Origin of the sequence: Mycobacterium bulgaricum (assembly GCF_041287165.2) — a bacterium.
Taxonomy (GTDB): domain Bacteria; phylum Actinomycetota; class Actinomycetes; order Mycobacteriales; family Mycobacteriaceae; genus Mycobacterium; species Mycobacterium bulgaricum.
The window spans coordinates 53,912-79,942 of the sequence record NZ_JBGGKV020000011.1; the positions used below are offsets into that span (position 1 = coordinate 53,912).

Consider the following 26,031-nt stretch of genomic DNA (forward strand, 5'->3'; position numbering starts at 1 on the left):
CCCAGCTTGCGGTGGCAACGCACCAGGTCGCGGGGTCTCATTTCCTGTCTCACACCGCGCGTCTCAGATCCTTCGAGGCGTGAGGGTATTGGGACGCAATTGCGGTGTGAACACGGTTGCCGGTCTAGGGCGCGGGCACCGTGGGTCAGGATCTCGGTATGCAGCCAGCCGCGCAGCCCGAACTGAAAGGGTGCCGCGTGCGCTGGTTGCACGACCGTGCGGTTCTAGGATCCGCCATTTGGATGGCAACATCCCATCCGCCATCTCCGTGACAACGGGATGGCCGTGCAGGTGGGCCCACTGTGACCTGTCGGGCAGTTTGGCAACCTACAGTTTTTTTGTCGGTTCTCATTCTGCGTGGCGGATTCTCATTTGAAATGGCGGCTGTTGGAGGATCCGCCAACTGGATGAGAATAAGTATGACCTTTGCTCGACTTGTTTTGCCGCGATGGGCCTCAACCTCTTGCCCGTCCCTTGTGGAGCGCGCAAGCTGGTTGCACGCCAACTGTGGCGGGGTGATCAGATGTTTGCGCCGGGTTCTCAAGGCTCCGACGCTGCGGTCGCTAGGCGGCCGTGGGTTGGGTGAGTCGCTGGCTAAAGGTTGGATCCGCGACAGGGCTGTCGACGTTGATGTTGACACTGCGACCGTCGATGTGCGGTCCTCGGAGGGGGAGGTTGAGCGTTCGTCAGCCTGGATCTTCGGATTTCCGCCAAGACGTTCCTTGCGGACCACACCAACGCTGACCAAGCCAGTCCCCATGCGCCACAGCGAAGTCCGGAATGTGGCGTCGCAGTCGACCACTTACCACAGCTTGCAAGAGGATCGGCTGAGCGCGATCTCGAAGCACCGAGACATCGAAATCCGCCATTAACGGCGACGACAGTTCCGGCCGTGACTCGCCACCGGGTCGTGAGTAATTTGGTGGCGGAAGAACGCCGCACTGCGCGGTTCAGGCAGCCGGGCGAAGTGCCTCGTACATCTGTAGCAGGGCAGAGACCTGACCCCGAAGCAGCACGTCGTAGTCACGGTCGCGGCGTCGAGCACGGTGAAGCCGACCACGGCGGACGTCAAGAATTGCCGGTCGGCCAGCTTCTGAGGGGCATGCCATCTCCATGATGCGGATGGCCGCCTGTGCTCCGTCCCTGGTGAGTTCTTCGCCCTTGAAGTACGGCCAGACCAAATCGCGGTTCATCGTCTGTCGCCACACGAAGCGCGGCGAGACCCGAACTGCCAGTTGCTGTTCGTGCCAATACGCCGTATCCGCAAACCGTTCAAGATTCTTGCGTCCCCGCCATTCTCGCCATCCGCTCGCGACGGCCTCGTAGTGGTCCCGGCGCTTGATGTTGCACTCCGCAGCCGCGGCGTTCACGCGGTCACGGTCATCGCCCAGGAGGATTCCGTCGTCGATCGCCTGACGAATGTCGCCGTAGAAATCGCGGCTGGGATGGTACGGCGCCCCGTAGAGATCCACCAGGCCGCGCACCACCGCCAGCTTCTGGCTTGATCCCGCGGTCACGAAGTCGGCGATGCCGCCGAGGCTGATGGTGACGATCGAAATGTCGGTCACGCCCTAGCCCTTCGGCGGGTACGGGTCGTTGCCCGGTGCGACGGTGGTGGAGTCGCGGATCTTGCCGTCACGCCCGTGAACGCGGACCTCACCGCCGCCGTTGTTGCGGACGACTTCGGTCGCGCGCTTCGTCGCTTGCCGCTGGGTGTCAGTGTGGGCGCTCGAACGCGTCGCGCCCGGCTTCTTGACGTCCCATCCGCCGCTCGGGTTCTGCACGACATGCCGATTCTTCGGGGTGTCACTCTTCGCCATTGGTGCTCCTTATGCACTGGTGGGGCACGGTGGTACGCCGTGCATGGCGAAGCCCAGGGTTAGGCAGACGGCGGGTTGCCGCTGCCCCCGGCGAATGCCGGTGTTACCGTCAAGACCTGCCCGCCAAAGCAGCCAAGAGGGTTCCAGACCGAGGACCTCAGTCCAGATCGAATTTCGGTCTGGACCTTCTTGGAATCTTAGTTCCCGCACCGGACAACACTCGGTATGTCGACGAGGTAACCGTCCAGCATCGATGGGGATAAGGTCGGAATTACTCACAGCGGTCTGTGGAGCAAGCCAAAAATGCGCAGGTCAGAGACGCGCGCATTGAGTTACATGAGTGTAGTTACCTGTGGACAATGTTTGCTGAATATACAAACTCTCGGCGTGTCGCACATAGGCTACGTGCGTCAGTAGCGCTGGTATTGCGGCGTACCTCGACTCCGCGCTGCGGCCTTCAGCGTCGCAGGATGCACTGCCCGCCTTTAATGGGACCGAGAAGCTGGGTCCACCTCGCGGGTTTCTTGCGATCTCCGTCACGTGGGTCACGTTCGAGTCCAGCGCTTCGCGACCAGGTGCGCATGGACGGAAGGAACCACACGCGGACACAACAGCAACGTGGCGTACTGCTACGAGCGGGCAGAGGAACGGGAGTACCAATCTGCGCCATCTCACACCGGTGCACAACACAGCGCCCCTGCATTCGTATCAGCAGTCATCCTGACCAAGGACGACCGTCCCACCACAGCTCTTAACGCTGCTGCCAACGCTCCGTCGAGCACCCTTCCCGGACGTGTTGTCGACCTTCTGGCCAAGCAGTCCGACTTCATGGCACAGCGTATGGCCGCGTTCGAGACCGTTCACGCGGAGGCGACTCTTCACGTCTCGCGACGTTCACAGCGGAAGGATGAATCGCGGAGTCGATCGCGTGACTCGGGACTGGAACTCTGAACCAGTACTGCTGCGCGAGCGAGTGCTGAACGTCCTCGTTCCCTACGGCGTAGCCCATGTGTTAAATATTTAATATGAATACCGCGCGGAGCTGTGGTCGCTTTGTTTGGGTTGGCAGGCCGGTCAGCAGATGGTGAGCTCCACAGCGTCCGGTGAATACGACATCCACGTTTCAGACGGCGTTGAGACGCGATTTGGAATCCGCATGCTGTCGTATGACGAGCACGCATCCGAAGTCGTCATGACCATGCCGATGGCCGCAATGCATGATCCGTTCCGCGGCTCGCCAACTCTTGCGCCGTTGGCCCTGTTGGTCGACGACATCGGCAGCACGGTGAACTTCAGTCGACGTCAGGGGCGCTGGCCGGTCACCAGCGAGCTCGCCCTCACGTTATGCCCTGACGCGTCAGACGTGTTTGAGCGGGCTAGCGTCAAAGAAGTTCGTGCACAGGGTTACCCATCTGGAGGTGGAAAGGCTGACGTCCTGGCCGGCAGCACTGTATTGGTGGGCGAAACGCCCATTGCTGCTGCGGTTGTGCGTTCGGTTCTTGTCGGCGGAGATGCCGTCGCCGCGGATAGGCCGGCTGAGACGCTGACGCGCTCCGCGGACACGTCGCTCGCCGAACTCCTCGCAGTAAGCGTGCTCGCCGCCGAGGATGGGAACTCAGTGCTGAAACAACACTCCGACCCGATGATCTGGAACGCTACCGAGACCGTCCACGGCGGTATCGCCGCGACAGCGCTGGAACTCGTTGCACACGCGGCAATTTTGACTGCACGACCCGATGTCGCCTACCGAACCGGTTCGCTGCGCGTCAACTTCCTGCGACCGCTGGTGCCCGGCCCTGGATGCCGCTACGTCGGCACAGCGGTCCGAGTGGGCACCACAACGGCCATCGCCGACGCCTGGGCCGAGGGGGATGACGGGAAAGAGGCTGTTGTTGCCCGCCTTACGGCATACGCAGAAGGTGATCGCTGAGTATGGATTTCGCGATGTCAGCCAAGGGTGCCGATTACCACAAGCGTTTGACCGAATTCATGACCGAGTTCGTGTTCCCGGCCGAGGCATCGTATGACGCGTACCGCCATGAGAAGGGGCGGGACGACCACACCGTTCCCCCGGTGGTCGAGGAGCTCAAGGTGCTGGCCAAGGAGCGGGGGCTGTGGAATCTGTTCCTGCCGTCGGTGTCGGGACTGACCAACCTGGAGTACGCGCCGCTGGCCGAGCTGTCGGGCTGGAGCGGCGAGATCGCCCCCGAGGTGCTCAACTGTGCGGCCCCGGACACCGGGAACATGGAGACGCTGCACCTGTTCGCCACGCCGGAACAAAGCGACCAGTGGCTCAAACCGCTGCTGGCGGGTGAGATTCGCAGCGCGTTCGCGATGACCGAGCCCGCCGTGGCGTCCTCGGATGCCCGCAACATCGAGACGACCATGCTGCGCGACGGGGACGACTACGTCATCAACGGCCGCAAGTGGTGGATCTCCGGTGTGGCTGATCCGCGCTGCAAGATCCTGATCGTGATGGGCCGCACGAACCCGGATGCGGCCAGCCATCAGCAGCAGTCCATGATCCTGGTTCCTGTCGACACCCCTGGTGTGTCGATCGAGCGGTCGCTGCCGGTGTTCGGCTGGCAGGACCAGCACGGGCACTGTGAGATCACGTTCGACAACGTGCGGGTGCCGTCGTCGAATCTGCTGCACGAAGAGGGCAGTGGTTTCGCGATCGCGCAGGCGCGGCTGGGTCCGGGCCGGATTCATCACTGCATGCGGGCGATCGGTGTGGCCGAGCGGGCGATGGCACTGATGATCGACCGGGTGCAGAAGCGCATCGCCTTCGGTAAACCGTTGTCCGAGCAGGGCATGGTGCAGCAGCAGGTCGCGTTGTCGCGCAACGAGATCGAGCAGGCGCGGCTGCTGTGCCACAAGGCCGCATGGACCATCGATCAGCAGGGCAATAAGAGCAAGGACGCGCAGGTGCTGGTGGCCCAGATCAAGTCGGTCGCCCCGCAGATGGCGTGCAACGTGATCGACCGCGCCATCCAGGTGCACGGCGCCGCCGGTGTCTCCGATGATTTCCCGCTGGCGCGCCTGTATGCCTGGCACCGTGCGATGCGGCTGTTCGACGGTCCCGACGAGGTGCATATGCGCACGATCGCGCGCACCGAGTTGGCCCGGGAGAAATCGGCCTTCGCGACCGCGGTGAAGGGGCCCCGCTAGTGGCGTCGGAAATCACTGGACCCGAGAAAGGAATCAAGATGTCCTCCGGCCCACTGGCAGGTATTCGTGTCATCGAGCTGACCAACCTTGCTCCAGTTCCCTCGGCGGCATGATCCTTGCCGACTTCGGAGCAGAGGTTCTCAGGATCGACAGGCCAGTGGCCAACGCGGGCGATCAACCCCCACCCGGCCCGCTGGACCGCGGCAAGTACTACATGTCGGTTGACCTCCGCAATCCCCAGGGTGCGCAGCAGGTCCTGGGACTCGTCGACAGCGCCGACGTGCTTCTTGAGGGGTTCCGTCCAGGTGTCGCCGAACGCCTCGGCGTGGGACCGGAGGTGCTCAAGAGGAATCCACGCATCGTCTACGGGAGGATGACGGGGTGGGGTCAGGATGGCCCGCTGGCGCCCGATGCCGGGCACGACATCAATTACATCGCCGTGGCGGGTGCCCTCGACCTTGTCGGCCGAGCCGATGAGACACCCGTGCCGCCAGGCAATCTCATCGGTGACTTTGCCGGTGGGGGAATGCTTCTCGCGCTCGGAATACTGGCCGCGCTCCTGGAGGCGAAAGGCTCGGGCCGAGGGCAGGTCGTCGACGCAGCAATGGTCGACGGGGCCGCGCTGCTGACGAGCTTCGCGCACGGTATGCACGCGGCCGGCATGTGGAATGCGCCGCGAGGGCGCAACATCACCGATGGTGGCGCTCCGTTCTACGACACCTACCGATGCGCGGACAGCAAGTTCGTTGCCCTCGGCTGCATGGAAGCGAAGTTCTACGGCGAGTTGCTCGATCGTCTCGGCATCGACCCAAAAGAGCTCCCGCCACAACTTGACCCCAAGGGCTGGCCAGACATTCGGCAGGCGATCGCCGAAAAGCTTGAGCAGAGAACCCGCGACGAGTGGGCAGAGATTTTCGCGGACTCCGACGCGTGTGTATCTCCCGTCCTGAGTCCCTGGGAAGCGCACGACCACCCTCACCACAAAAGTCGGCGCGGTTTCGTCGAGGTGGGTGGCCTGACACAGCCGGCTCCGGCGCCCCGGTTCAGCAGGACGCCGAATGCCGACCCGCGACCGCCGGTCGGCGACGACGCATCAGTGCGGACCTGCTCGACCGATGGCGTCGTCGCGAAGATCATCCGCTGCCCGGATAACCCGCCCCACGGACGACGAAGGCGGCGACGTCGGACGTCAAGCGCTCCGATATGCGGTCGAAGAAACCTGGCCCGAGGTGCGCCGTGCCGACCACAATCGCCACTGTGAGCCGGACGGCCATCTGCGGATCCATCGCCGGCGTCAGCCCGATGTCGTCGTGGTACTGCTGGACCTGGTTGGCGAGCTCGGTGAGGTGCTCCTGAATGAGAGTCGAAGCTTGTCGCGCGGCACCAAGGCCCTGCTCGTCACTGCATGAATCGCTGAGCGCCACGAGCAGATCGATGTTGTTGCGGCACAGTCGATAAAGTCCGTCGATATAGGTATCGGCGAGGAGCTCGGGCACGACATCGGCGGGCGCCCGATTCGACCAGTCGCCGACGAACGCCTCGACGAAGGTGAGGAAGGGCCGGAGGACGGATTCTTCGAAGATGGCGCTCTTTGATCCGAAGTGCCGAAACAACATCGACTCCGAGACGCCGGCGTGGTCGCTGATGCTTTTGGTGCTTGTCGCCGCGTAGCCCTGCGAGCGAAAGAGCTCACGCGCTGAATCGAGCATGAGGTTGCGAACCTCGTCGCTCGAGCGCCGGGTCCGCGGAGTGGTCATTGCATGACTGTACCCCCTTAAGCAAGTGTCACTCCCTTGACCGTAAATCATTTAGACGATAGCGTGATCCGCAACACAAGCCAGTCCAATGGAGGAACGGTGGCCATAGCAGGAAAAGTCGCGATCATCACGGGTGCGACGTCAGGTGTCGGCCGCGGTGTCGCGGTAGAATTCGCCCGTCGTGGCGCGAAAGTGATCGCGACAGGACGCCGCCGTTCAGAGGGCGATGAGCTGGAGAAATCAGCCCGCGCTGACGGACACGACCTGACGTTCGTCGGGGCGGACGTCACCAGCGAAGCCGACTGCGACCGGGTGGCCGAGGCTGCCGTAGCTGCACATGGACGTATCGACGTGCTGGTGTGCAACGCCGGCATCGTGAACGATCCTGCGGTCGTAGACACCCACACCGCGTCGCTGGAGTGGTGGAACCAGATCGTCACGACGAACCTGACCGGAACGTTCCTGAGCTGCCGCGCCGTGCTGCCCCAGATGATGTCGCAGTACAGCGGGGTGATCCTGGCCATCTCGTCGATCAACGCCGAGGTCCCGGTCAGTCGGATGGCCGCCTACAACTGCTCGAAGGCGGCGATCACGCAATTCACCAGAACTCTGGCCATCGAGTACCTGATGTACGGCATCCGGGCCAACACCGTCATCCTCGGCGCCACCCACGGTTCGACCAACGATGCGGTCAACCAGTCCGTGATGGCGCACGCCGAAGGGGGACCGCTGACCATCGAGGAGCTGGAGAACAACCGCCAGATCAACGAGGCCCTCGGTGAGAAGCCCGAAAATGTCGGCGCCGCATTGGCTTTGCTTGCTTCAGACGAGCTGGCCGGCATGACGGCGACCAATGTCCACCTCGATCGCGGTCTTGCCGCCGGGTTCCTCACCGACATGGCGATCTACAAGACCGTCAGCGACCAATGGTCGTTCGCAACCTAGGAGAAAACACCACCATGACCACCATCGATCCGTTGGGGAACGTCGGGCACCGGATCCCCGTCGAGGTGCTGCGACTGCAGGCTGATGCGGTCGGCGATTCGACGTTCCTCGTCGACGACAACGGGCCGCTGACCTACTCCCAGGTCGACGATCTCGCCGACCGGCATGCTTCCGGGTACGCCGACCTCGGGATCGGGAAAGGCGACACGGTCGCGTTTCTGATGGAGAACTCGGCCACGCTGGCGACCACAGCCTTCGGCGTCAACCGCCTCGGCGCGGCGTGGTCGCCGGTTTCGACCGAGTACCGCGGCGAGTGGCTGCGCGAACTGCTGACTGCCGTCGGCTCGCGCGTACTCGTCGTCGACCGTCACCTGCTGGGCGAGGTGAGCCGGGCCGGCGACCTTCCCTTTGAGCACATCGTCGTCAACGGCGAGGGGGACAAGGCCGACACCGACGGGTTGGCCGACGCGAGCATCCATCAACTCGCCGACTTCGCCGGAAACGACCCACACCGCACCCACATCACCCTGGACCATGGTGAGACCAGCTCTGTGCTGTGGACGTCGGGCACGACCGGGCGATCCAAGGGCGTCATGCAACCCCACGCGGTGTGGACGTTATGGGCCCAGCGCCACAACGAGGTGTTCCGCGGCGGGATCAGGCCCGGTGAGTCGTTCTACTACTGCATGCCGATGTACAACTCGGGCGGCTGGATCATGAACATCATGCCCGCCCTGATCACAGGTTCACAGGCGGCGATCGACAAGCGTTTCTCTGCGTCCGACTTCTGGAATCGGTTGCGCCACTTCGATGCCAACCACACCATGACGTTGGGCACGATGCACGTCTACCTATTCCAGCAAGACGCCAAGCCCGACGATGCGGACAATCCGCTGCGTACCCTGCTGATGAATCCCGTGATCCCCCAACTGATGAAGCCGTTCATGGAGCGGTTCGGCATCGAGTTGGTTGCCAGCGGATTCGGACAGTCCGAGATCATGGGAGCCACTCTCTACACCTCCGACATGCCGCTGAAGGTTGGATCGTCCGGATACACCGTCCAGGACGATCTAGTCGAGACGAAGCTTCTCGATAACAGCGACGAAGAAGTCGCGGTCGACGAGATCGGGGAGATCTGCGTGCGCCCCCGCGTGCCGTACACCGTCTTCAGCGGTTACCTCGGTCAGCCCGAGGAGACGATGGCGACCTTCCGGAACATGTGGCATCACACGGGCGATCTAGGGCGGCGCGACAGTGACGGAGAGATCTTCTTCGTCGACCGCAAGAAGGACTCGTTGCGGCACAAAGGACGCAACACCTCGACGTTCGAAGTCGAACACATCGCGCGTCAGTTCCCCGGTGTCGCCAACGCTGCAGCCTTGGGTGTCCGGGTCGCCGAACTGCAGCACGAGGAGGAGCTCATGGTCGTTCTGCTTAGGCAACCCGATGCGTACGTCGACCCGCTCGAGTTCTGCAAATTCATGGACGAGAGGGCGCCCTACTTCTTCGTCCCGCGGTATGTCGAAGTCGTCGACGAGCTTCCGATGACACCTACCAACAAGATTCAGAAATTCATACTGCGTGACAGGGGCATCGGCCCATCGACGTGGGACCGCACCGAATCGGCCGCGGACTGGCAGCCGACGCGCCCGGCGGGAAGCCCCAAGCGAGAGGGCGCTCGCTGATGTCCATCCGGCCGGTCGTCAAGTTCGACCATCATTCCGCCGAGTATGCGCAGGACTGGCGTAATGCATTGGCGGGGAATCGGCAGAAATGCCCTGTGACCTGGACCGACGCCCATGAAGGGTTCTGGCTCTTCACCGGCTACGACGACGTCGCCGATGCCGCACGTGACTGGGAGCACTTCTCGACCGATCACGATCCGAGTGGAGAACATAACGGGGCCAGGGGAATAACGATCCCCAGCCCGCCGTACCGGGCGATACCGCTGGAGATGGACCCTCCGGAGTTCCACCTGGTTCGCAACCTGCTCAACAAGGACTTCTCGCCCGGTTCCTCGCGTGCATGGCTGCCATGGTTGACCGAAGTGGTCGAGGAACAGCTCGATCTGGTGACACCGAGCGGAGAGATGGATCTAATCTACGATCTCGGCGCCGTCGTGCCAGGCCGGTTCACGATGAAGTTCCTCGGCTTGTCGCAGGACGAGTGGCAACGGTGGGCGCTGCCGTTCCATGACTTCATGTCACCGCCGGACACGGAACAATTCCAGGTCGCCATAACCGACTTATTAACCGTGGCCGACCGGTTGCTTGAGCAGGTGCAGGACCGGCGCGCCAATCCCCGCGATGACTACATCACCTACCTGACCCAGTCCATGGTGGGCGATGAACCGATGACCGACCAAATGGCCTCGGAAATCTGCTTTCTCATCGTGGCGGGTGGGGTGGACACCACCACGTCGCTGTTCGGTTCTGCCGTGGAGTGGCTCTCGCGCAATCCGGACGCGCGGGATCGATTGATCGCCGAACCGGAATTGCTCGACACCGCGATCGAGGAGTTCCTGCGGTACTTCAGCCCGACGCAGGGCAACGCCCGCACCGTCACCGACGACATCGTCGTCGCCGGACAGCACATCCGGAAAGGTGATCGCGTACTGCTCAGCTGGGCCGGCGCCAACCACGATCCCGCAGAATTCGCCTGCCCCCACGATGTCGTCCTCGACCGTAAACCGAACAGACACACCGCCTTCGGCGTCGGTATCCACCGATGCCTGGGATCGAACATCGCCCGTGTCGAGCTGAAAGCGATGCTAACCGGCGTGCTGACCCGCCTGCCCGACTTCCATATCGATGCCGACCGGGCCAAACGCTATGCGTCCATCGGTATAACCAACGGATTTCTCAGCCTCCCCGCCACGTTCACCCCCACCCCACCAGTTGGAGGACACCGATGACCGTTCAAGCGGCACCCACCGACGGCGTCGAGCCGGCAGGGCTCCTCATCGGTGGTGAACTGGTCACCGAAACCACCGGAGGCACCTTCCAACACGTCTACGCCGCTACTGGGGCGCCCAGCCTGGACGTACCGCTGGCTGGTGCCGCGGACATCGACCGGGCAGTGTCGGCCGCCCGCGCGGCATTCCCGGCCTGGCGCGCCACCTCGGCAGATCAACGGCGCAACGCGCTTGCCGCGATGGGACGACTCATCGGCGAGAACGTTGACAAGCTGTCCAAGCTCAACACTCTTGACAACGGAACCGCGCTGAACATCGCGACGGCGCAGAACTTCATGGCCGTCGACCTGTTCGCCTACAACGCCGGCTGGGCAGACAAGGGCGGCGGTGAGGTCCACGACACCTGGCCGATCCCGGCGTTCGATTACAGCCTCGATGAGCCGTACGGTGTCATCGGCATCATCATTCCGTGGAACGGGCCGGTGACCGCAATCGGGCAGACCGTCGGGCCGGCGTTGGCAGCCGGGAACTGTGTCGTGTTGAAGCCGCCCGAGGTTGCGCCTTTTTCGGCGCTGGAGATGGGCAGGTTGTTCACCGAGGCGGGTTTCCCGCCGGGCGTCGTCAATGTCCTGCCCGGCGGTGCCGAAGCGGGGGAGGCGCTGGTGCGCCACCCTGGCGTCGACAAGATCCACTTCACCGGCAGCGGAGCGACAGCCAAGAAGATCGGACACGCTGCCACCGATACCCTCAAGCCGCTTGGCCTGGAACTGGGCGGAAAGTCGGCGATCCTCGTCTTCGATGACGCGGACATCGCCTCAGCGGTCCAGACGGCCTCAGGTGCGATCACGCTGAATCTCGCCGGCCAGGGCTGCATCTGCGGGACGCGCGCCATCGTGCACCGCAGCGTCTACTCCGATTTCGTGGCTGCCCTCACCACTGCCGTTGAGGCGATCCCGGTCGGTGATCCCCTTGACCAGGGGACGCTCATGGGTCCAGTCGCCAATCAGGGACACTGCGAGCGCATCATGAGCACGATCCACGCTGCGATCGACGACAATCACGGTCGGCTGGTCACCGGGGGTGAGCGGATAGACGGTGACCTCGCGAACGGCTTCTTCATCAGGCCGACGGTCTTCGCCGATGTGGACAACAGTTCACCGTTGGCACGCGAGGAGATCTTCGGTCCGGTGCAGACGGTCATGCCATTCGACACCGACGAGGAGGCCGTGGGGCTCGCCAACGATTCTACCTATGGGCTGGCTGGTTACATCCATACCGAGAACTTGCGGCGCGCGCACCGCACGGCCGCGGCTCTGGAAACCGGAATGGTCTGGGTGAATGGGGGATTCGGCATCCCTTCCTCCGTGCCGTTCGGTGGCGTCAAGCAGAGCGGCTACGGACGGATCGGTGGCCGCAAGGGTGTCGAGGAATTCACCCGGTCGAAGAACATCTGGATAGCGCTGTAGCACAGCAACGTTCACGAGCTTTCAGTTTGATCAACTCGTCAGGCGAAGGAGAAACACCATGGGACGGGTACAAGACAGAGTTGCTTTCATCACCGGCGTCGCCCGCGGTCAGGGGCGTTCGCACGCGTTGCGGTTGGCCGAGGAAGGTGCCGACATCATCGGCGTCGACATCCTTGCGGACGACGTGCACGCACCCTATCCGCTGGGGACTCAGGCTGACATGGACGAGACGATCGCGCTGGTGGAGAAGACCGGGCGTCGGATGGTCGGTGTTCAGGCAGACGTCAGGGACCGAGGCGCCCTGAAGGCCGCAGTGGATGCGGGTGTGGCGGAGTTCGGACGGCTGGACATCGTCTCGGCCAATGCCGGTATCTCGCCTATCGGTGGAATGACGTGGGTGCTTCCCGACGAGGAGTGGGGCGCGGTCATCGACATCAATCTGACCGGTGTGTTCAACACCGTCGCGGTCACCGTTCCCGCTGTCATCGCGGCGGGCAACGGCGGTTCCGTCATCCTGACCAGCTCGGGGGCGGGTCTGAAGTACGTGCCCAATCTCGTGCACTACAACTCGGCGAAGGCCGGAGTGGTGGCGATTGCCAAGACGCTCGCGAATGAGCTTGCGCCTCAACAGATACGGGTGAACGCCGTCGCTCCCGGCACCGTCGACACGCCGTTGATCAGTGAGAACAAGGCGATGTTCAAGATGTTCCGCCCGGACCTGGAAGATCCCACCCTCGCGGATGCAGAGCCGGTGTTCAGCATGATGATGCCGATGGGCAAGCCCTGGGTCGAGACGGTGGACGTCTCCAATGCCGTTCTCTATCTGGCCAGCGATGAGGCGAGGTACGTGACAGGCACCGTGCTTTCGGTCGACATGGGTGTCTTGAACCGGGTGTAGGGCCAAGAGGCGCGAGAGGACAAGACAATGCGAATTCATGTTGATGGGCAGCGGTGTCAGGGACACACAATGTGCGCGATGAATGCTCCCGACCTTTTCGACCTCAGCGACGACGACGGGCGCGCCACGGCGAAGACCCCAGATGTCCCTGCGGGCTCGGAAGGCGAGGCGCACATGGCGATCGACGGATGCCCGGAGAACGCCATCATCATTGACGAGGCTTAACCCGAACCGTCCCTCAGAAGACGATCCTGATCGGGTCGTCTCCCTGAGGGACGGCCTGGCAGGTGAGCAGGTAGCCGTCGGCGATGTCCTCCTCGTCAAGGATGTCGTTGCGCAACATCGTCGCACTGCCCTGCTCGATCGTCGCCTGGCATGAGCCGCATTCGCCGTCCTTGCACATGTAGGGCACGTCGATGTCCTTGGCGAGTAGGACATCGACCAGCGTCTTGCCGCGCGGCCAGTCCACGACGTGCGTTTGGCCATCGAGGTCGACCTCGGTGAGTACGCCTCCCTCGGTGCCGGGCTCGTCGACCGTCGGCTCCGGTTCGGTGGATTCTTCGAACGGGTTGCCAGACAGGGATGTGAAGACCTCGCGGTGGATGTTCTTGTGCGACATGCCCGACTCTTCGAGCGCGGCCGCGACCCCAGACATGAACGGTCCAGGTCCGCAGATGAAAGCCTGGCGGCCGGGACGACGCCGGGCCAGCTCGCGGACGGCGCCCCGATCCGGGATTCCCTGCACGGATTCCAGCCAGTGCACGACCTCTAGTCGTTCAGGATGCGCCCGGGCCAGTTCGTCGATCGCCCGCGCGAAGATCACCGAACGCTCATGACGATTGGCGTAGAACAGCGTGATGGTCGCTTTTCCTTGCGATAACGCCGACCGCGCAATGGAATAGACCGGAGTGATGCCGCTGCCCCCGGCGAATAGCAGGAGATCATTGTCGAACGACGCAGGGGTGAACCGTCCGCTGGGCGGTAGGACGGTCAGCGTGTCACCTGCGGAGACGTTGTCGCACAGCCAGTTCGACGCGTAGCCGGAATCGGTGCGCTTGACGGTGACGATGAGTTCGGCGTCCTCGTGGGGAGAGCTCGCCAACGAGTAACACCGTGCCACAGAGCCGGTCTGTGAGCTCGGCACCTGCACGGTTAGGTACTGGCCGGGGCGGTATCTGAACGATTCGTCGTCCGGCATCTCCAGTGCGAACGACGCGGCGTCGTCGGTCTCGGCGATGACCCTTCGGACGTGGAGTTGACGTGCACCACGTGGGCCGACCGCGGCGTCCGCCGTTGGCATCTCCATCGAAGCTCCTACTGGTCTAAATAAATCGATGTTTTTATGAGTTCAGGCTACCGGACCGCATGAATGAGCGGTAACATCGGCGAATAACAGGTATTGATCATGCTGATGAGGTGGTGCGAGTGTCGGATGACTCCAACGTCGCCGCGCTGCGATGGCCGGCCGGCAAGACGCTTGGGGCCCAACTGGCGCACCAGATCGAACAGCGCATCAAGACCGGTGGCTGGCAGCCCGGCCATCTCATCGGGTCCGAGGCTGCGTTGTGCGAGACCTTCGGCGTGGGAACCGCGGCGGCACGCGAGGCGGCGCGGATCCTTGAGGCACGCGGCCTCGCGGTGTCCCGGCGGGGGCCCGGTGGTGGACTGTTCGTCAGCCAGCCAGATCAATCGCTGGTCACCGATGCTGCGCGGCGTTACCTGTCCGCGTCGGGGGTGGAACGATCGGATCTGTTCGAGGTGTGGCTGGCGCTGGAACAGCTCGCCCTCGCCAAGCTCGCGGCGACGATCGACACCGACGGTGCCGACCGGCTTCGCACGCTGCTCGAAAGGGAGCGCGCCGGGCATCCTCAAACGTGGACCGAGTTGCCCAATGTGCATCTGGAAATCGTTCGCCTGTCCGGCAATCCGGTACTCGAGCTGTTCATCCGGGTGCTCTCCGAGTTGTCACTGCACACCTACGGCGCTGTCTCCGACCCGCGCATGCTCATGGCGTGGCTGCACAGCCGCCACAGCGAGATCGTCGAAGCGGTGATCGCCGGTGACGCCGCGCTGGCTCAGCTGCATCTGCGCCGCTACATCGAAGCCGTCAAGCAACAAGACTTCAGCCCCCCACCTATTCGAGAGGACACCTAGAGATGAAGCCCGCTCTGTCGATGAAGCCCACCGGCTGGTTCCAGGTCGCCTGGTCAGCCGAGATCGAGCCCGGTCAGGTCCACCGCATGAAGTACTTCGGTCAGGATCTGGTGGCGTGGCGGTCCACCAGCGGCAAGTTGGCCGTCATGGATGCCTACTGCGAGCATCTCGGTGCTCATCTCGGATACGGCGGCAATGTCGTCGAGGACCGGATTGCGTGTCCGTTCCACGGCTGGGAGTGGAATGCCGAGGGGCGCAACGTCTGCATCCCCTACCAGGAGCGTCCGAACAAGGCGCGGCGCATCCGGTCGTGGCCGGTGACCGAACTCAACGAATCGGTCTACATCTGGCACGACCTCAACGGGGCAGAACCCACCTTCGAGGTGCTCGACGTTTTCGCTGCCTACGACGACGGGCGCAAGGCGGAGGACTACTACCTGGCCTACCCCGAGGGTTGCCTGCATCGCGAGTCCCTGGAACTGCACCCGCAATACGTGATGGAGAACGGCGTCGACTTCGCCCACTTCAAATTCGTCCACCGGGCCGCATTCGTCCCCGAGTTCACCCGCCAGGAGTATAACGGAGCGCTGGCCTACGCCGATTTCGAAATGCTGTTCGGCGGAACGAAAGAATCGACAGTGCTGACACCCGACGGTGCGATCAAGGGTGGCGTCCAAGCCGTCAACGTGGGAATCGGCCTGGGCTATGCCAAGTTCTGGGGACCGGACAACATGCGCACGATCGTCTCCGTCACGCCCGTCGACGACGAGACAGCGGACATCCGCTCGACCGTCTGGCTGGATCGCCTCCCGGGCGATGACTCTCCGCACCAGCCCGAGAAGTTGGAGCGGCGACAGCGCATGGCCAACAACCAGTTCCTGGCCGACCTCAACATCTGGCAGCACCAGAAGTACGCCGATCCGCCGGCGCTGGCGACCTCGGAAGGCAAGGGGTTCCGCATGATTCGCAAGTGGGCCATGCAGTTCTACCCCGAGGGTGAACTCGGTAGCGCCAGCACCCCCGAACTGCAGACGGCCGGCACCGATGCAGGGCCGGACGTGCCCGAGAACGAGGCCTCCCCGGCGAGCGCAGGGGTGCGCTGACGATGGGTGTCGTCCAACAACCTGTGGCCGAAGGCATTTTCACCTGGCCGGCCGTGCAACCGGCACTGATCGGATCGGAACGCGACGGCCGCTACAGCTTTCCTGCCCGCCCGGGTGAGGACACGGTGCAGCTCGACACCCGCGGAACGCTGTGGGGATTCACCACCCAGCAGTTCCGGCCCCCGTCACCGCCCTATGACGGCGATGACACCGCGGAAACGTTCCAGCCCTACGCGATCGGCTACATCGAATTGGTGGATCAGCTGCTTGTGCAGGCCCGCATCACCGAAGCCGACCCGTCGAAGCTGAAGATCGGCCAGCCGATGGAACTGCGCATCGTGCCGTATACGACCCGACCTGACGGGACTGAGATCTTGACCTACGCATTCGCGCCTGTGGACGGAGAACTTGCATGACCGATGTTGCGATTGTCGGAGTCGGTCTGCACCCCTTCGGCCGCTATGGCGACAAGCTGTGCCTCCAAATGGGCGCCGAGGCAGCACAATCGGCTCTCGCCGACGCCAACACGGATTGGAGCCGGGTGCGTTCGGCCTACGTCGGCAGCTATGAGGTGTCGAACCCCGACGCCGTCGTGGGTTGGCTGGGCCTGACGGGTATCCCGGTGCGCGGCGTGTTCAACGGGTGCGCCACCGGTGGCACGTCGCTGCAGATGGCTGCCGCGGCCATCCGTCACGGCGAGGCAGATGTCGCGATGGCCATCGGCATGGACAAGCATCCGCGCGGCGCCTTCGCGGCCGACCCGTCCGTCGTGGGACTGCCGAGCTGGTACGGCCGGACCGGGATGTTCCTGACGACGCACTTCTTCGGGACGAAGATTCAGCGGTACATGCATCTGCACGGCATCTCGAACGAGACGCTGGCGAAGGTGGCCGTCAAGAGCTTCGGCAACGGTGCGATCAATCCTGCCGCGTGGCGCCGCAAGCAGTTGACGGTCGAGGAAGTGCTCGCTTCCGAGGTGGTGAACTACCCGCTGACGCGCTACATGTACTGCGGACCCGACGAAGGCGCTGCGGCGCTGGTGCTGTGTCGGGCGGATCTCGCCAAGGAATTCACCGACACGCCGATCTACGTCCGGGCGGCGGAGCTGCGGAGCCGGCAGGAGGGCGCGTTCGAGGTGCAGAGCCCGTCATTGCCTCTGCACTCAGTGCCGAGCCCGACAGTCGATGCGTCACGTGCCGCCTACGAGGTTGCGGGGATCGGTCCCGAGGATGTCGACGTCGCACAACTTCAGGACACAGATGCCGGCTCGGAGATCATTCACATGGCCGAGAACGGGTTCTGCGCCGACGGCGAGCAGGAGAAGTGGATCGCCGACGGCCGGACCGAGATCACCGGCAAGCTTCCGGTCAACACGGATGGCGGGCTGATCGCCAACGGTGAACCCATCGGCGCCTCCGGGCTGCGGCAGGTCTACGAGATCGTGCTGCAACTGCAGGGCCGCGCCGGCGAGCGGCAGGTGCCGAACCAGCCGCGAGTCGGCTACACACACCTGTATGGAGCTCCCGGAGCGTCGGCGGTGTCCATCCTGTCCCGCTGACGACCCTGCGCGGATCCCGCATCGGAAGCGGGGTGGGCGTTACTGTGGACGCGTGTCGATACATGCTGTGCAGGGCGTTGACGATCCTCCGGGTCGCGCGGCCACGGTGATCGCCGCGCAACTGCGCAGACGGATCATCCGTGGCGAGGTGTCCGAAGGACAGCTGCTACCGGCCGAGCCAAAGCTTCTCGCAGAGTTCGGCGTTTCGCGTCCGACGTTGCGCGAGGCGATTCGAATCCTGGAATCCGAATCGTTGGTCGTCGTCAAACGAGGCTCCCGCGGCGGTATCGAGATCAGTGTGCCGCGGGTGGAGACCGCGGCGCACTATGCCGGTCTGCTCCTGGAGTATCGCCAGGCCACCACCGCCGACGTGTTCGTCGCTGCCGCGGCGATCGAGGCGCCGTGCGCTGCCAAACTGGCCAGGACCCGCAAAGCCGCCGATCTGGCGGAGCTGCGTGCAGCGGTCGAAGCCGAGCAAGCAGCGCGCGACGATCCAGAAGCGCTGCTGGACTTACAGAATGGTTTTCACCGGCTCATCGTCGACCTCGTCGGCAACACCACGTTGCGGGTGCTGTCGGAGGTCGTCCGCCACATCATCGAGGTGGCGACGAGGCGCTACCTGACAAGCGCATCTCTGGCCGCCGCGGACAGAATGGCAGCCTCTAATGCCGGGATCCGGGCACACGCGAAGTTGGTGACCCTCGTCGACGAGAAGAATGCGGCCGGCGCCGAGACGCTGTGGCGGCGTCAGATCATCGCAACCGGTGAGCAGCTGCGTCGGTCGGGCGTTGCTGACAAGGTTGTCGACCTACTTGAGTGACGTACGGCTGCTCCGCTAGAGCCGCTCCAGCACCATCGCCATGCCCTGTCCACCGCCGACGCACATGGCCTCGACACCGACCTCCTGGTCGTGCCACTGCAGTGAATTGACCAACGTCGTCGCGATTCGGGCGCCCGTCATACCGAACGGGTGACCGACGGCAATCGCGCCGCCGTTGATGTTTAACCGGTCGACGTCTAGGCCGAGCTGGCGCTGGCTGGCCAGCACCTGGGCGGCAAAGGCCTCGTTGATCTCGTACTGGTCGACGTCGCCGACCGTCATGTCGGCGTGCGTCAGCGCCTGTCGGATGGCATCGACGGGTCCGAGCCCCATGATCTCCGGTGACAACGCGGTGACGCCCGTCGCGGCGATGCGCGCCAGCGGTGTGACGCCGAGTTGGCGGGCGCGGATGTCGCTCATCACGACGATAGCTGCCGCTCCGTCGTTCAGCGGGCACGCGTTGCCCGCGGTGACCGTGCCGTCGGGCCGGAACACCGGCGCCAATCCGGCCAGCGTCTCGACGGTGGTGCCGGCTCGGGGACAGTCGTCGGCCCTGACCTGGGTCCCGTCGGGCAGCGTCACGGCGACGATCTCGCGTTCCCAGAAACCGCGGGCGCGAGCCGATTCCGTACGTTGCTGTGACAGTGCGGCATAGCTGTCCTGGTCGGCCCGGCTGACGTTTTCCGTTGCCGCGACGTTCTCCGCTGTCTGACCCATCGCGACGTAGACATCCGGCAGCTCGCCGGTGTCGCGCGGATCGGTCCATGCGACGCCACCCGATGCCCGGCTCCGCGTCCGAGCCTGCGCATCGGCGAAAGTCGGGTTCACCCAGGGATTGTTCGCCCGGTCGCGCGGATCGGCGGACTCGTCGACGGGTGGGCTGTCGCTGGTGCCCCGCCGGGACCGGCTGACCGTCTCGACACCCGCGACGACGAAGGCGTGACCCTCGCCTGCCCGGATCGCGTGCATGGCCATGCGGATGCCCTGCAGACTCGAGGCGCAGTACCGGGTCACGGTGGTCGCGGGCACACTGTCCCAGCCCAGCAGCACCGCGACGACGCGGCCGAGGTTGAACCCTTGCTCACCGCCTGGTGCGCCGCAGCCCACGATCAGGTCGGCGATGTCGGTCGAATTCAGTTGGGGGACTCGCTGCATCGCCGCTGTGATCGCCGTGGCGCACAGGTTGTCCGCGCGCAGACCGGTCAGTGAGCCTTTGAACGCGCGGCCGATCGGGGTTCGAGCGGTCGCGACGATGACGGCGTCGGGCATCGGCTCAGAACCCCATGCCCTTGCCGATGATGTCCAGCATGATCTCGTTGGTGCCACCGTAGATCCGCTGTACCCGCGCGTCGCGCCACAGCCGGGCGATCTCGTATTCGTTGACGTATCCGTAGCCGCCGTGCAATTGCAGGCAGCGATCGATGATCCGCCACTGGGTTTCGGTCGCCCACCACTTCGCGCCTGCGGCTTCGTCCGCGGTCAGTTCGCCGGCATTGACCGCCATGATGCATTTGTCGACGTGTGACTGCATGACGTCGACCTCGGTCTGCATCGCGGCGAGCGCGTGGCGGTTGGTCTGGAAAGTTCCGATCGGCTGCCCGAAGGCCTTGCGGTCGCGGGCATATTGCACCGACAGCTCCACTGCCCGGCGTGCCGATGCCACCGCGTGTACCGCGATCCCCAGCCGTTCGGCGGGCAGATTGCGCATCAGATGGTAGAAGCCGCGGTTCTCTTCGCCGATCAGGTTCTCGGCGGGTACCCGGACGTCTTCGAAGATGAGTTCTGCGGTGTCAGCGGACTTCTGGCCGATCTTGTCCAACTTGCGGCCGCGGGAAAACCCCTCCATCCCCGTCTCGACGACCAACAGGCTGATGCCTTTGTGCGGTTTGTCGGCATCGGGGTCGGTGCGGCACACGACGACGACGAGGTCTGCCAGCAGTCCGTTGGAGATGAAGGTTTTCGAGCCGTTGACGATGTAATCGCTACCGTCGCGGCGCGCTGATGTCTTGATATTCGCCAAGTCGGAGCCGGCGCCCGGTTCGGACATCGCGATCGCCGTGATCAACTCGCCGGCGACATAGCCGGGCAACCAGCGCTTCTTCTGCTCTTCGGTCGTCAGTTCGGCGAAATAGCCTGCCAGGATGTCGTTCTGAACGCCCAGGCCGATGCCGACAGTGCCGGTGAGCCAGTATTCCTCGTCCACGATGGCGTTGAGCCGGAAGTCCTTCATGCCGGCGCCGCCGTACTCCTCGGGCATCTCCCACCCGAGCAGACCGAGCTTGCCCGCTTCCAGCCAGGCCTCGCGGTCGACATAACCGCGTTCTTCCCACTCGTCGGCGTGCGGCACGCACACGGTCTCGAAGTAGGACCGCGCGGTCGCGCGGAACTCGTCATGTTCAGGTTCGAAAATATCGCGACGCACAGCTTCCTCCGAGAGTGTTGGTTGACAGATTCAGTTGATTTCGGGCCGAGGGGCCGTCGAGCTCATCTCGGTGACGAGGTCCCACACCGTGCCCTCGGAGCGCAGGGCGATTTCACCCAGGCGTTGCTCCCAGAACCGTTGGGAGCCAAACTCCGAGCGCCATGCGAGGGCTCTGCCGGTGAAGTGACGCAGCCGGTGGTCGAGCGTGAACCCGATCGCACCGTGCGCCTGATGAGCGTTGCGGGCTACCACGGTGGCGGCGCGTGCGCTCTCGATTTTGGCCACGGCCACGGCGAACTCCATGTGCGCGGTCCCGAAACCGTGCGTGCTCGCGATCTCGGTGGCGAAATCAGCGGCCGCCTTCGCCAGCGCCAGTGCCCCCGCGGAGTCGGCGACAAGTTGTTGTACTGCCTGGAATTTCGCGATCGGACGACCGAACTGCTCACGCTGTAACACGTGCTCGCACGACAGTTCCAGTGCCCGCCGCAGGGCGCCGCAGGTCTGCAGTGCCCGGGAGAAGGCTCCGCGCTGAAACAGCTCGAAGAGTATCGGGCCGGTCGTGTGCCCGATCTGGTCGGCCGTCAGGTCCGTGGAGATCCGGATCCGTCCCGCCGGCTGGCCGGCGATGTCGGTACCGTCGTCGACGGCGTATTCGTCGCGGCCCAGCACGGCCACGAACCCGTTGCCCGCCACCACGAGATGCTCCGCCACTGCCGCCCACGCGGCCGAGTCGGCGGTCGCCTCCAGCCGGTTGTCCAACGGGCCTACGGGACAGATTGCCGCAGCCAGGGGGCCATCGCGCAAGGCCAGTCCCGCTTGGCGGAGCAGCCAGCCGGCGAGCAGGTCGTTTTCGGCCAATGGCACCGGCGCGGCGTGAAAACCGGCGCTCTCCAGCAGAACCGCGGCTTCCTTCGGCCCTGCGCCGCTCCCACCGTCGGACTCAGGGGTGGTGAGGAGGGTGAGGCCAGACTCGTGTAAGGTCGCCCAGAGCTTGGCGTCGAACGCGAGCGCGACCTCCTGCACGTCGAGCACGGGCTCGGTCGCCGCCGCGAAGATGTCGTCGGCAAGCTCCCCGAGCGCCTCGAGCTCGGTGAAGTCTTCGGTTCCGGCGGTCATCGCAACCCCAGTCCGCGGGCCACGACCCCGCTGAGAATCTCGTTGGTACCACCGCGCAGCGTGAAACCCGGTGCGTGCAGGATGCCTTCAGCGAGGAGTCGCGTCGCAGCATCGGACGTGTCACTTGTCGGGGCGGTGTCCGCCGACCGCGCCGCGGTGTCGACCACGGCGCCCTCGTAGCGGGTACCGAGGTCCTTGACGACTGCTGCCGCGACCCCGACATCCTCACCTGCCGACAGCGCCGCCGCCACCGAGGCCGACAACTGGCGCAATGCCGTCAGCTGCGAGATCAGCGTCCCGAGATCGGCTGCCCTCCAGGGTGGTTCCCAATCGGAGTCTCCGTGGCCTTCGGCGGCGAGAGCATCGAGGAGCGGTTGTGAGGACAGAATGCGTTCGGGTCCGCTGCGCTCGAAGCCGAGTTCGGACGTGACCTGCTTCCAGCCGTCCCCCGGGGCGCCGAGCACCATGCGGTCCGGCACGAAGACCTTGGTCATCACAACCTCGTTGAAGTGATGAGCGCCGGTCAGCAATTTGATCGGACGGATGTCGATGCCCGGCGAGTCCAGCGGTACCAGGAACTGGCTCAAGCCCTCGTGGCGCTTGCCCGAATCGAGCGGGCTGGTACGGGCCAGGACAACGAAAGCATGGGAGTGATGTGCTCCCGAAGTCCAGACCTTGGTCCCGGTGACCTCCCACCCGCCGTCGACCTGGACGCCTTTGGTCCGCACGCTGGCGAGGTCTGATCCCGACTCGGGCTCGCTCATACCGATGGCGAAGAAGCACTCACCCGCTGCGATGGCGGGAAGGAACTGTCGGCGCTGAGTATCGTTGCCGTACTTGAGAAGTGAGGGCCCGGCCTGGCGGTCGGCCACCCAGTGCGCTGCGATCGGTGCGCCGGCGGCCAACAGTTCCTCGATGACGACGAACCGTTCCACGTGGGTGCGCCCGCGGCCGCCGTACTCCTGCGGGATGGTCATACCGACCCAGCCCCGGCACGCGAGCCGGCGACTGAACTCCGGATCCCACGACGAGATCCAGGAGTCCACCCGTGCGTCCCAGCCGAACTCCGCGTGGTCGGCCCGCAAGAACTCACGCACGTCGGCACGCAGATCTTCGGTCTCCGGTGGTAGCGGCCGGTGCCTGGGAACGAGCGAAACGGTCATCGACACCCTCTCCAACAACTCAGAACGTCAGCTACGTTACGACCCACAGCATACATATGGTTAATATATTCAACTGATTGAGGTTGCCCGCCCGGGGCCGCCACCGTGAGAGGTGAGCCAGAATGCGTGATGCCGTCATCGCCACCGCCGTCCGCACGCCCATCGGCAAGCGAAACGGGGGGCTCGCGCACGTCCACGCCGTAGAGCTGTCCGCGCATGTCCTCAACGTCTTGGTGGAACGGGTCGGTATTGATCCCGGTCTTGTCGACGACGTGCACTGGGGCAACGTGCTCAGCGTCGGTCAGCAGTCCGGAAACATCGGGCGCATGGCGGCGTTGGCGGCCGGCTGGCCGGAATCGGTGCCGGGGTTCACCCTCGACCGCCAGTGCGGATCCTCCCAGCAAGCGATCTCGACGGCAGCGGCGACCGTCATCGCGGGCTTCGCCGACATCGTCGTCGCCGGCGGCGTCGAGATGATGTCGGCCGTTCCGATGGGGGCCTCCACGGTGCCCGGAACAGGCGAGATGGGCGGCCCGGCGGTGCAACGCTACGCCGAGGCGCTGAAGGCGCCTGGCTTCAACGGGCGATTCAATCAGGGTGCGGGTGCCGAACTCATCGCCAAGGAGTACGGACTTTCACGCACCCAACTCGACGAGTATGCCATCGCCTCGCACGAGCGGGCGGCCGCGGCGCAGGACGCCGGATGGTTCGACGATGAAATCGTCGCCGTGTCCACCGCGGACGGTAAGGTCACCGCCGACGAAGGTATCCGGCGCGGTTCCACCGTCGAGAAGCTCGCGGGCCTCAAGACACCGTTCCTGGAGGACGGCTGTATCACCGCGGGCAACGCCTCCCAGATTTCGGACGGGGCGGCGGCCGTCCTGATCACCACCTCCGAGCGGGCAGCGGCGCTCGGTCTGACCCCGCTGGCGCGTATCCACACTGCCGTGGTCACCGGAGACGACCCGGTCAAGATGCTGACCGGCCCGATCCCCGCCACTGCGCTGGCCTTGAAGCGATCCGGGCTGTCCATCGATGACATCGGCGCCTTCGAGGTCAACGAAGCGTTCGCTTCGGTGCCGCTGGCCTGGCAGGAGGTCACGGGTGCTGCGCAGGCGCATCTGAATCCGGTCGGCGGCGCCATCGCGCTCGGCCATCCGCTCGGCTGTTCAGGCGCGCGTCTGGCGACGACGCTGGTGCACCACCTCAAGCGCAGTGGCACCCGCTACGGCCTGCAGACCATGTGCGAAGGCGGTGGCACCGCCAACGCCACCATCTACGAGTCGATCAGCTGACGTCGTTCGCCCATTCGGCCAGCGCCCGCCGCCGCAATTTGCCGCCCACGGTGCGCGGCAGCGCGTCGACGAAGCGGTATTCACGGGGTCGTTTATAAGTCGCCAGCCGGGTCGAGAGATGCTGCGTCAGTGCCTGTTCGGTCACCACGGCACGGGAGACGACGAATGCCACCGGAGCTTCGCCATCGCGCGCATCCGGTCGGCCGACGACTCCGGCCTCGGCGACGTCCGGATGCTCCGACAGCGCGGATTCCACTTCGACGGGTGAAACCTGGAAGCCGGACACCTTGATCATGTCCTTGATCCGGTCGACGATCGTCACACGGCCGTCGTCGTCGATGTGGGCCAGATCTCCGGTTCGGAACCACCCGTCCGGCGTGAACGCCTCCGATCGGACCCCGGCATATCCGGCCGCCACGCTGGGTCCGCGCACCTCGAGTTCGCCCGCGTCGGTGAGACGCAGCGCGGTGCCCTCGGTGGGGAAGCCGGGGGAGTCGAGGCGCCAGAGGTCAGGCTGTGCAACAGGATTGAAGGCCACCATCATCGCCTCGGTCATGCCGTAGGAGCAGAGGAACCGGACCCCGGTCGCCGCGGTGATCCGGCGGGCGAGGCCCGGTGGGACGGCACTGCCACCCCACATGAAGAAGCGCAGTGCACTGAGGTCGAGGTCGGGGAGGTCGGGACGCTCGACGAGGCGTTGGGCCATGGCCCCGGCGATCGGCCACACCGTGACACCGGCGTCGACGATATGGCGCAGGGACTCCTCGAGGTCGAAGCGCCGGAACACGGTGATGGGTGCGCCCACGCTGATCGCGGCTGCACTCATCGTCGTACCGAAGATGTGGCACAGCGGCAGTGCGATCTGAATGCGGTCCGATTCCGATAAGGCCAAGTGGTGACGTAGTTGCCGAACCGCGCCGCACAGACTCCCGTCGGTGTGGACGGCTCCCTTGGGCATCCCGGTGGTGCCCGAGGAGAACGGAATGTATCGGTGGGACAACGGGTCCGGGCGAAGGGCGGGTGCGTCGGGCGACGATGACGCGAGCAGCAGCGATTCGGCGGGCAGCGCAGCGTCGGCCGAATCGGGCGGTGGCTCCATGCCGTCGCTGTGCAGCACCCAGTCCACCCGGGCGGCCTGCAATGCGTGCGAGGTCTCCCGGGTGGTCCAGTAGGGATTCGGCGTGACGAAGACGGCGCCCAGGCGCGCGAGGGCAAATTGGGCGATCAGGTACAGCGGCGAGTTCTCGATCAGCAGCGCTACCCGGGTGCCTACGCCGACGCCGGCCGCCGCGAGATGTCCCGAAGCCCGCAACACTGCGGCGTGAAGGTCGCCATAGGTCCACGTCGCGCCCTCGAAGTGCAGTGTACTGCGGTCGGGCCAACGAACCGCTGCGTCCGCAAGGATGCCCGCATAGCCACTGTCGGTCAC

The 26,031-nt window shown here is 64.6% G+C and carries 23 protein-coding genes and 1 pseudogene; 15 read left to right on the top strand and 9 right to left on the bottom strand.

The window, feature by feature from the left end:
• Positions 1 to 950: 950 nt before the first annotated feature.
• Together ACAG24_RS23710 and ACAG24_RS23715 are read right to left on the bottom strand one after the other, a co-directional pair.
• A complete protein-coding gene (locus tag ACAG24_RS23710) occupies positions 951 to 1,568 on the bottom strand; it encodes a hypothetical protein (protein ID WP_370475042.1) in 618 nt (205 codons plus the stop codon).
• Positions 1,569 to 1,571: 3 nt separating this feature from the next.
• Positions 1,572 to 1,820 carry a DUF2188 domain-containing protein gene (locus ACAG24_RS23715; protein ID WP_370475043.1) on the bottom strand — a complete coding sequence of 83 codons (249 nt, stop codon included), beginning with the start codon at positions 1,818 to 1,820 and terminating at the stop codon, positions 1,572 to 1,574.
• A 1,084-nt stretch (positions 1,821 to 2,904) separates the two neighbouring features.
• Between ACAG24_RS23715 and ACAG24_RS23720 the strand changes: the two genes are divergently transcribed.
• The 3 genes from ACAG24_RS23720 to ACAG24_RS23730 all read left to right on the top strand — a co-directional run bounded on the left by ACAG24_RS23720 (position 2,905) and on the right by ACAG24_RS23730 (position 6,252).
• Positions 2,905 to 3,750, top strand: coding sequence for a PaaI family thioesterase (locus tag ACAG24_RS23720; protein ID WP_370475044.1), 846 nt, complete (start codon positions 2,905 to 2,907; stop codon positions 3,748 to 3,750).
• A gap of 2 nt (positions 3,751 to 3,752) precedes the next feature.
• Positions 3,753 to 4,991: an acyl-CoA dehydrogenase family protein gene (locus ACAG24_RS23725; RefSeq protein ID WP_445206224.1), complete on the top strand. Its 1,239-nt coding sequence runs from the start codon at positions 3,753 to 3,755 to the stop codon at positions 4,989 to 4,991.
• A 109-nt stretch (positions 4,992 to 5,100) separates the two neighbouring features.
• Complete coding sequence (locus tag ACAG24_RS23730) at positions 5,101 to 6,252, top strand: CoA transferase (RefSeq protein ID WP_445206225.1); 1,152 nt, start codon at positions 5,101 to 5,103, stop codon at positions 6,250 to 6,252.
• A 322-nt stretch (positions 6,253 to 6,574) separates the two neighbouring features.
• On the opposite strand, the pseudogene ACAG24_RS29560 reads toward ACAG24_RS23730, so the two are convergent.
• Positions 6,575 to 6,799, bottom strand: a pseudogene (locus ACAG24_RS29560) (TetR/AcrR family transcriptional regulator); the annotation flags it as partial.
• A 48-nt stretch (positions 6,800 to 6,847) separates the two neighbouring features.
• Here ACAG24_RS29560 and ACAG24_RS23740 point away from each other — a divergent pair.
• The 6 genes from ACAG24_RS23740 to ACAG24_RS23765 are packed head-to-tail and all read left to right on the top strand — an operon-like array spanning position 6,848 to position 13,196.
• Positions 6,848 to 7,693, top strand: a complete 846-nt coding sequence (locus ACAG24_RS23740) for an SDR family NAD(P)-dependent oxidoreductase (RefSeq protein WP_370475046.1) — start codon at positions 6,848 to 6,850, stop codon at positions 7,691 to 7,693.
• A gap of 14 nt (positions 7,694 to 7,707) precedes the next feature.
• The gene (locus ACAG24_RS23745; RefSeq protein ID WP_370475047.1) at positions 7,708 to 9,378 is read left to right on the top strand and encodes an AMP-binding protein; all 1,671 of its coding nucleotides are present in this window, start codon (positions 7,708 to 7,710) and stop codon (positions 9,376 to 9,378) included.
• A complete protein-coding gene (locus tag ACAG24_RS23750; RefSeq protein WP_370475048.1) occupies positions 9,378 to 10,607 on the top strand; it encodes a cytochrome P450 in 1,230 nt (409 codons plus the stop codon). The genes ACAG24_RS23745 and ACAG24_RS23750 overlap by 1 nt, the downstream gene beginning before the upstream one ends.
• Positions 10,604 to 12,073, top strand: a complete 1,470-nt coding sequence (locus ACAG24_RS23755; protein ID WP_370475049.1) for an aldehyde dehydrogenase family protein — start codon at positions 10,604 to 10,606, stop codon at positions 12,071 to 12,073. Before ACAG24_RS23750 ends, ACAG24_RS23755 begins: the two co-directional genes overlap by 4 nt.
• 58 nt (positions 12,074 to 12,131) lie before the next feature.
• A complete protein-coding gene (locus ACAG24_RS23760; protein WP_370475050.1) occupies positions 12,132 to 12,971 on the top strand; it encodes a mycofactocin-coupled SDR family oxidoreductase in 840 nt (279 codons plus the stop codon).
• 27 nt (positions 12,972 to 12,998) lie between these two features.
• Entirely contained in the window at positions 12,999 to 13,196 is a 198-nt protein-coding gene (locus ACAG24_RS23765) for a ferredoxin (RefSeq protein ID WP_370475051.1), read from the top strand.
• Positions 13,197 to 13,209: 13 nt separating this feature from the next.
• Here ACAG24_RS23765 and ACAG24_RS23770 read toward each other — a convergent pair whose 3' ends face one another.
• On the bottom strand, positions 13,210 to 14,271 hold the full coding sequence (locus tag ACAG24_RS23770; RefSeq protein WP_370475116.1) for a 2Fe-2S iron-sulfur cluster-binding protein: 1,062 nt from the start codon (positions 14,269 to 14,271) through the stop codon (positions 13,210 to 13,212).
• Between the two features lie 125 nt (positions 14,272 to 14,396).
• Here ACAG24_RS23770 and ACAG24_RS23775 point away from each other — a divergent pair, with 125 nt between their 5' ends.
• From ACAG24_RS23775 to ACAG24_RS23795, 5 genes are read left to right on the top strand one after another with little or no spacing between them, the layout of a single operon-like run.
• Positions 14,397 to 15,125: a FadR/GntR family transcriptional regulator gene (locus ACAG24_RS23775; RefSeq protein ID WP_370475052.1), complete on the top strand. Its 729-nt coding sequence runs from the start codon at positions 14,397 to 14,399 to the stop codon at positions 15,123 to 15,125.
• Positions 15,126 to 15,127: 2 nt separating this feature from the next.
• Complete coding sequence (locus ACAG24_RS23780) at positions 15,128 to 16,228, top strand: Rieske 2Fe-2S domain-containing protein (protein WP_370475053.1); 1,101 nt, start codon at positions 15,128 to 15,130, stop codon at positions 16,226 to 16,228.
• Positions 16,229 to 16,230: 2 nt separating this feature from the next.
• On the top strand, positions 16,231 to 16,644 hold the full coding sequence (locus tag ACAG24_RS23785) for a Zn-ribbon domain-containing OB-fold protein (protein WP_370475054.1): 414 nt from the start codon (positions 16,231 to 16,233) through the stop codon (positions 16,642 to 16,644).
• Positions 16,641 to 17,786 carry a thiolase family protein gene (locus ACAG24_RS23790; RefSeq protein WP_370475055.1) on the top strand — a complete coding sequence of 382 codons (1,146 nt, stop codon included), beginning with the start codon at positions 16,641 to 16,643 and terminating at the stop codon, positions 17,784 to 17,786. Before ACAG24_RS23785 ends, ACAG24_RS23790 begins: the two co-directional genes overlap by 4 nt.
• Positions 17,787 to 17,838: 52 nt before the next feature.
• Positions 17,839 to 18,606 carry a FadR/GntR family transcriptional regulator gene (locus tag ACAG24_RS23795; RefSeq protein ID WP_370475056.1) on the top strand — a complete coding sequence of 256 codons (768 nt, stop codon included), beginning with the start codon at positions 17,839 to 17,841 and terminating at the stop codon, positions 18,604 to 18,606.
• 15 nt (positions 18,607 to 18,621) lie between these two features.
• Here the strand turns inward: ACAG24_RS23795 and ACAG24_RS23800 are convergent, their stop codons facing one another.
• Genes ACAG24_RS23800 through ACAG24_RS23815 form a run of 4 tightly spaced genes read right to left on the bottom strand, consistent with a single transcriptional unit; the run spans position 18,622 to position 23,307 of the window.
• Positions 18,622 to 19,875: an acetyl-CoA C-acetyltransferase gene (locus tag ACAG24_RS23800; protein WP_370475057.1), complete on the bottom strand. Its 1,254-nt coding sequence runs from the start codon at positions 19,873 to 19,875 to the stop codon at positions 18,622 to 18,624.
• 4 nt (positions 19,876 to 19,879) lie between these two features.
• Positions 19,880 to 21,028 (bottom strand): acyl-CoA dehydrogenase family protein, encoded by a 1,149-nt coding sequence (locus ACAG24_RS23805; protein ID WP_370475058.1) that lies wholly within the window; start codon positions 21,026 to 21,028, stop codon positions 19,880 to 19,882.
• A gap of 30 nt (positions 21,029 to 21,058) precedes the next feature.
• On the bottom strand, positions 21,059 to 22,144 hold the full coding sequence (locus tag ACAG24_RS23810; RefSeq protein WP_370475059.1) for an acyl-CoA dehydrogenase family protein: 1,086 nt from the start codon (positions 22,142 to 22,144) through the stop codon (positions 21,059 to 21,061).
• Positions 22,141 to 23,307, bottom strand: coding sequence for an acyl-CoA dehydrogenase family protein (locus ACAG24_RS23815; protein WP_370475060.1), 1,167 nt, complete (start codon positions 23,305 to 23,307; stop codon positions 22,141 to 22,143). The genes ACAG24_RS23810 and ACAG24_RS23815 overlap by 4 nt, the downstream gene beginning before the upstream one ends.
• Before the next feature lie 122 nt (positions 23,308 to 23,429).
• Between ACAG24_RS23815 and ACAG24_RS23820 the strand changes: the two genes are divergently transcribed.
• Complete coding sequence (locus ACAG24_RS23820) at positions 23,430 to 24,602, top strand: thiolase family protein (RefSeq protein WP_370475061.1); 1,173 nt, start codon at positions 23,430 to 23,432, stop codon at positions 24,600 to 24,602.
• On the opposite strand, the gene ACAG24_RS23825 is transcribed toward ACAG24_RS23820, so the two are convergent.
• Positions 24,595 to 26,031 (bottom strand): class I adenylate-forming enzyme family protein, encoded by a 1,437-nt coding sequence (locus tag ACAG24_RS23825; protein ID WP_370475062.1) that lies wholly within the window; start codon positions 26,029 to 26,031, stop codon positions 24,595 to 24,597. The two genes, ACAG24_RS23820 and ACAG24_RS23825, sit on opposite strands and share 8 nt — an antisense overlap.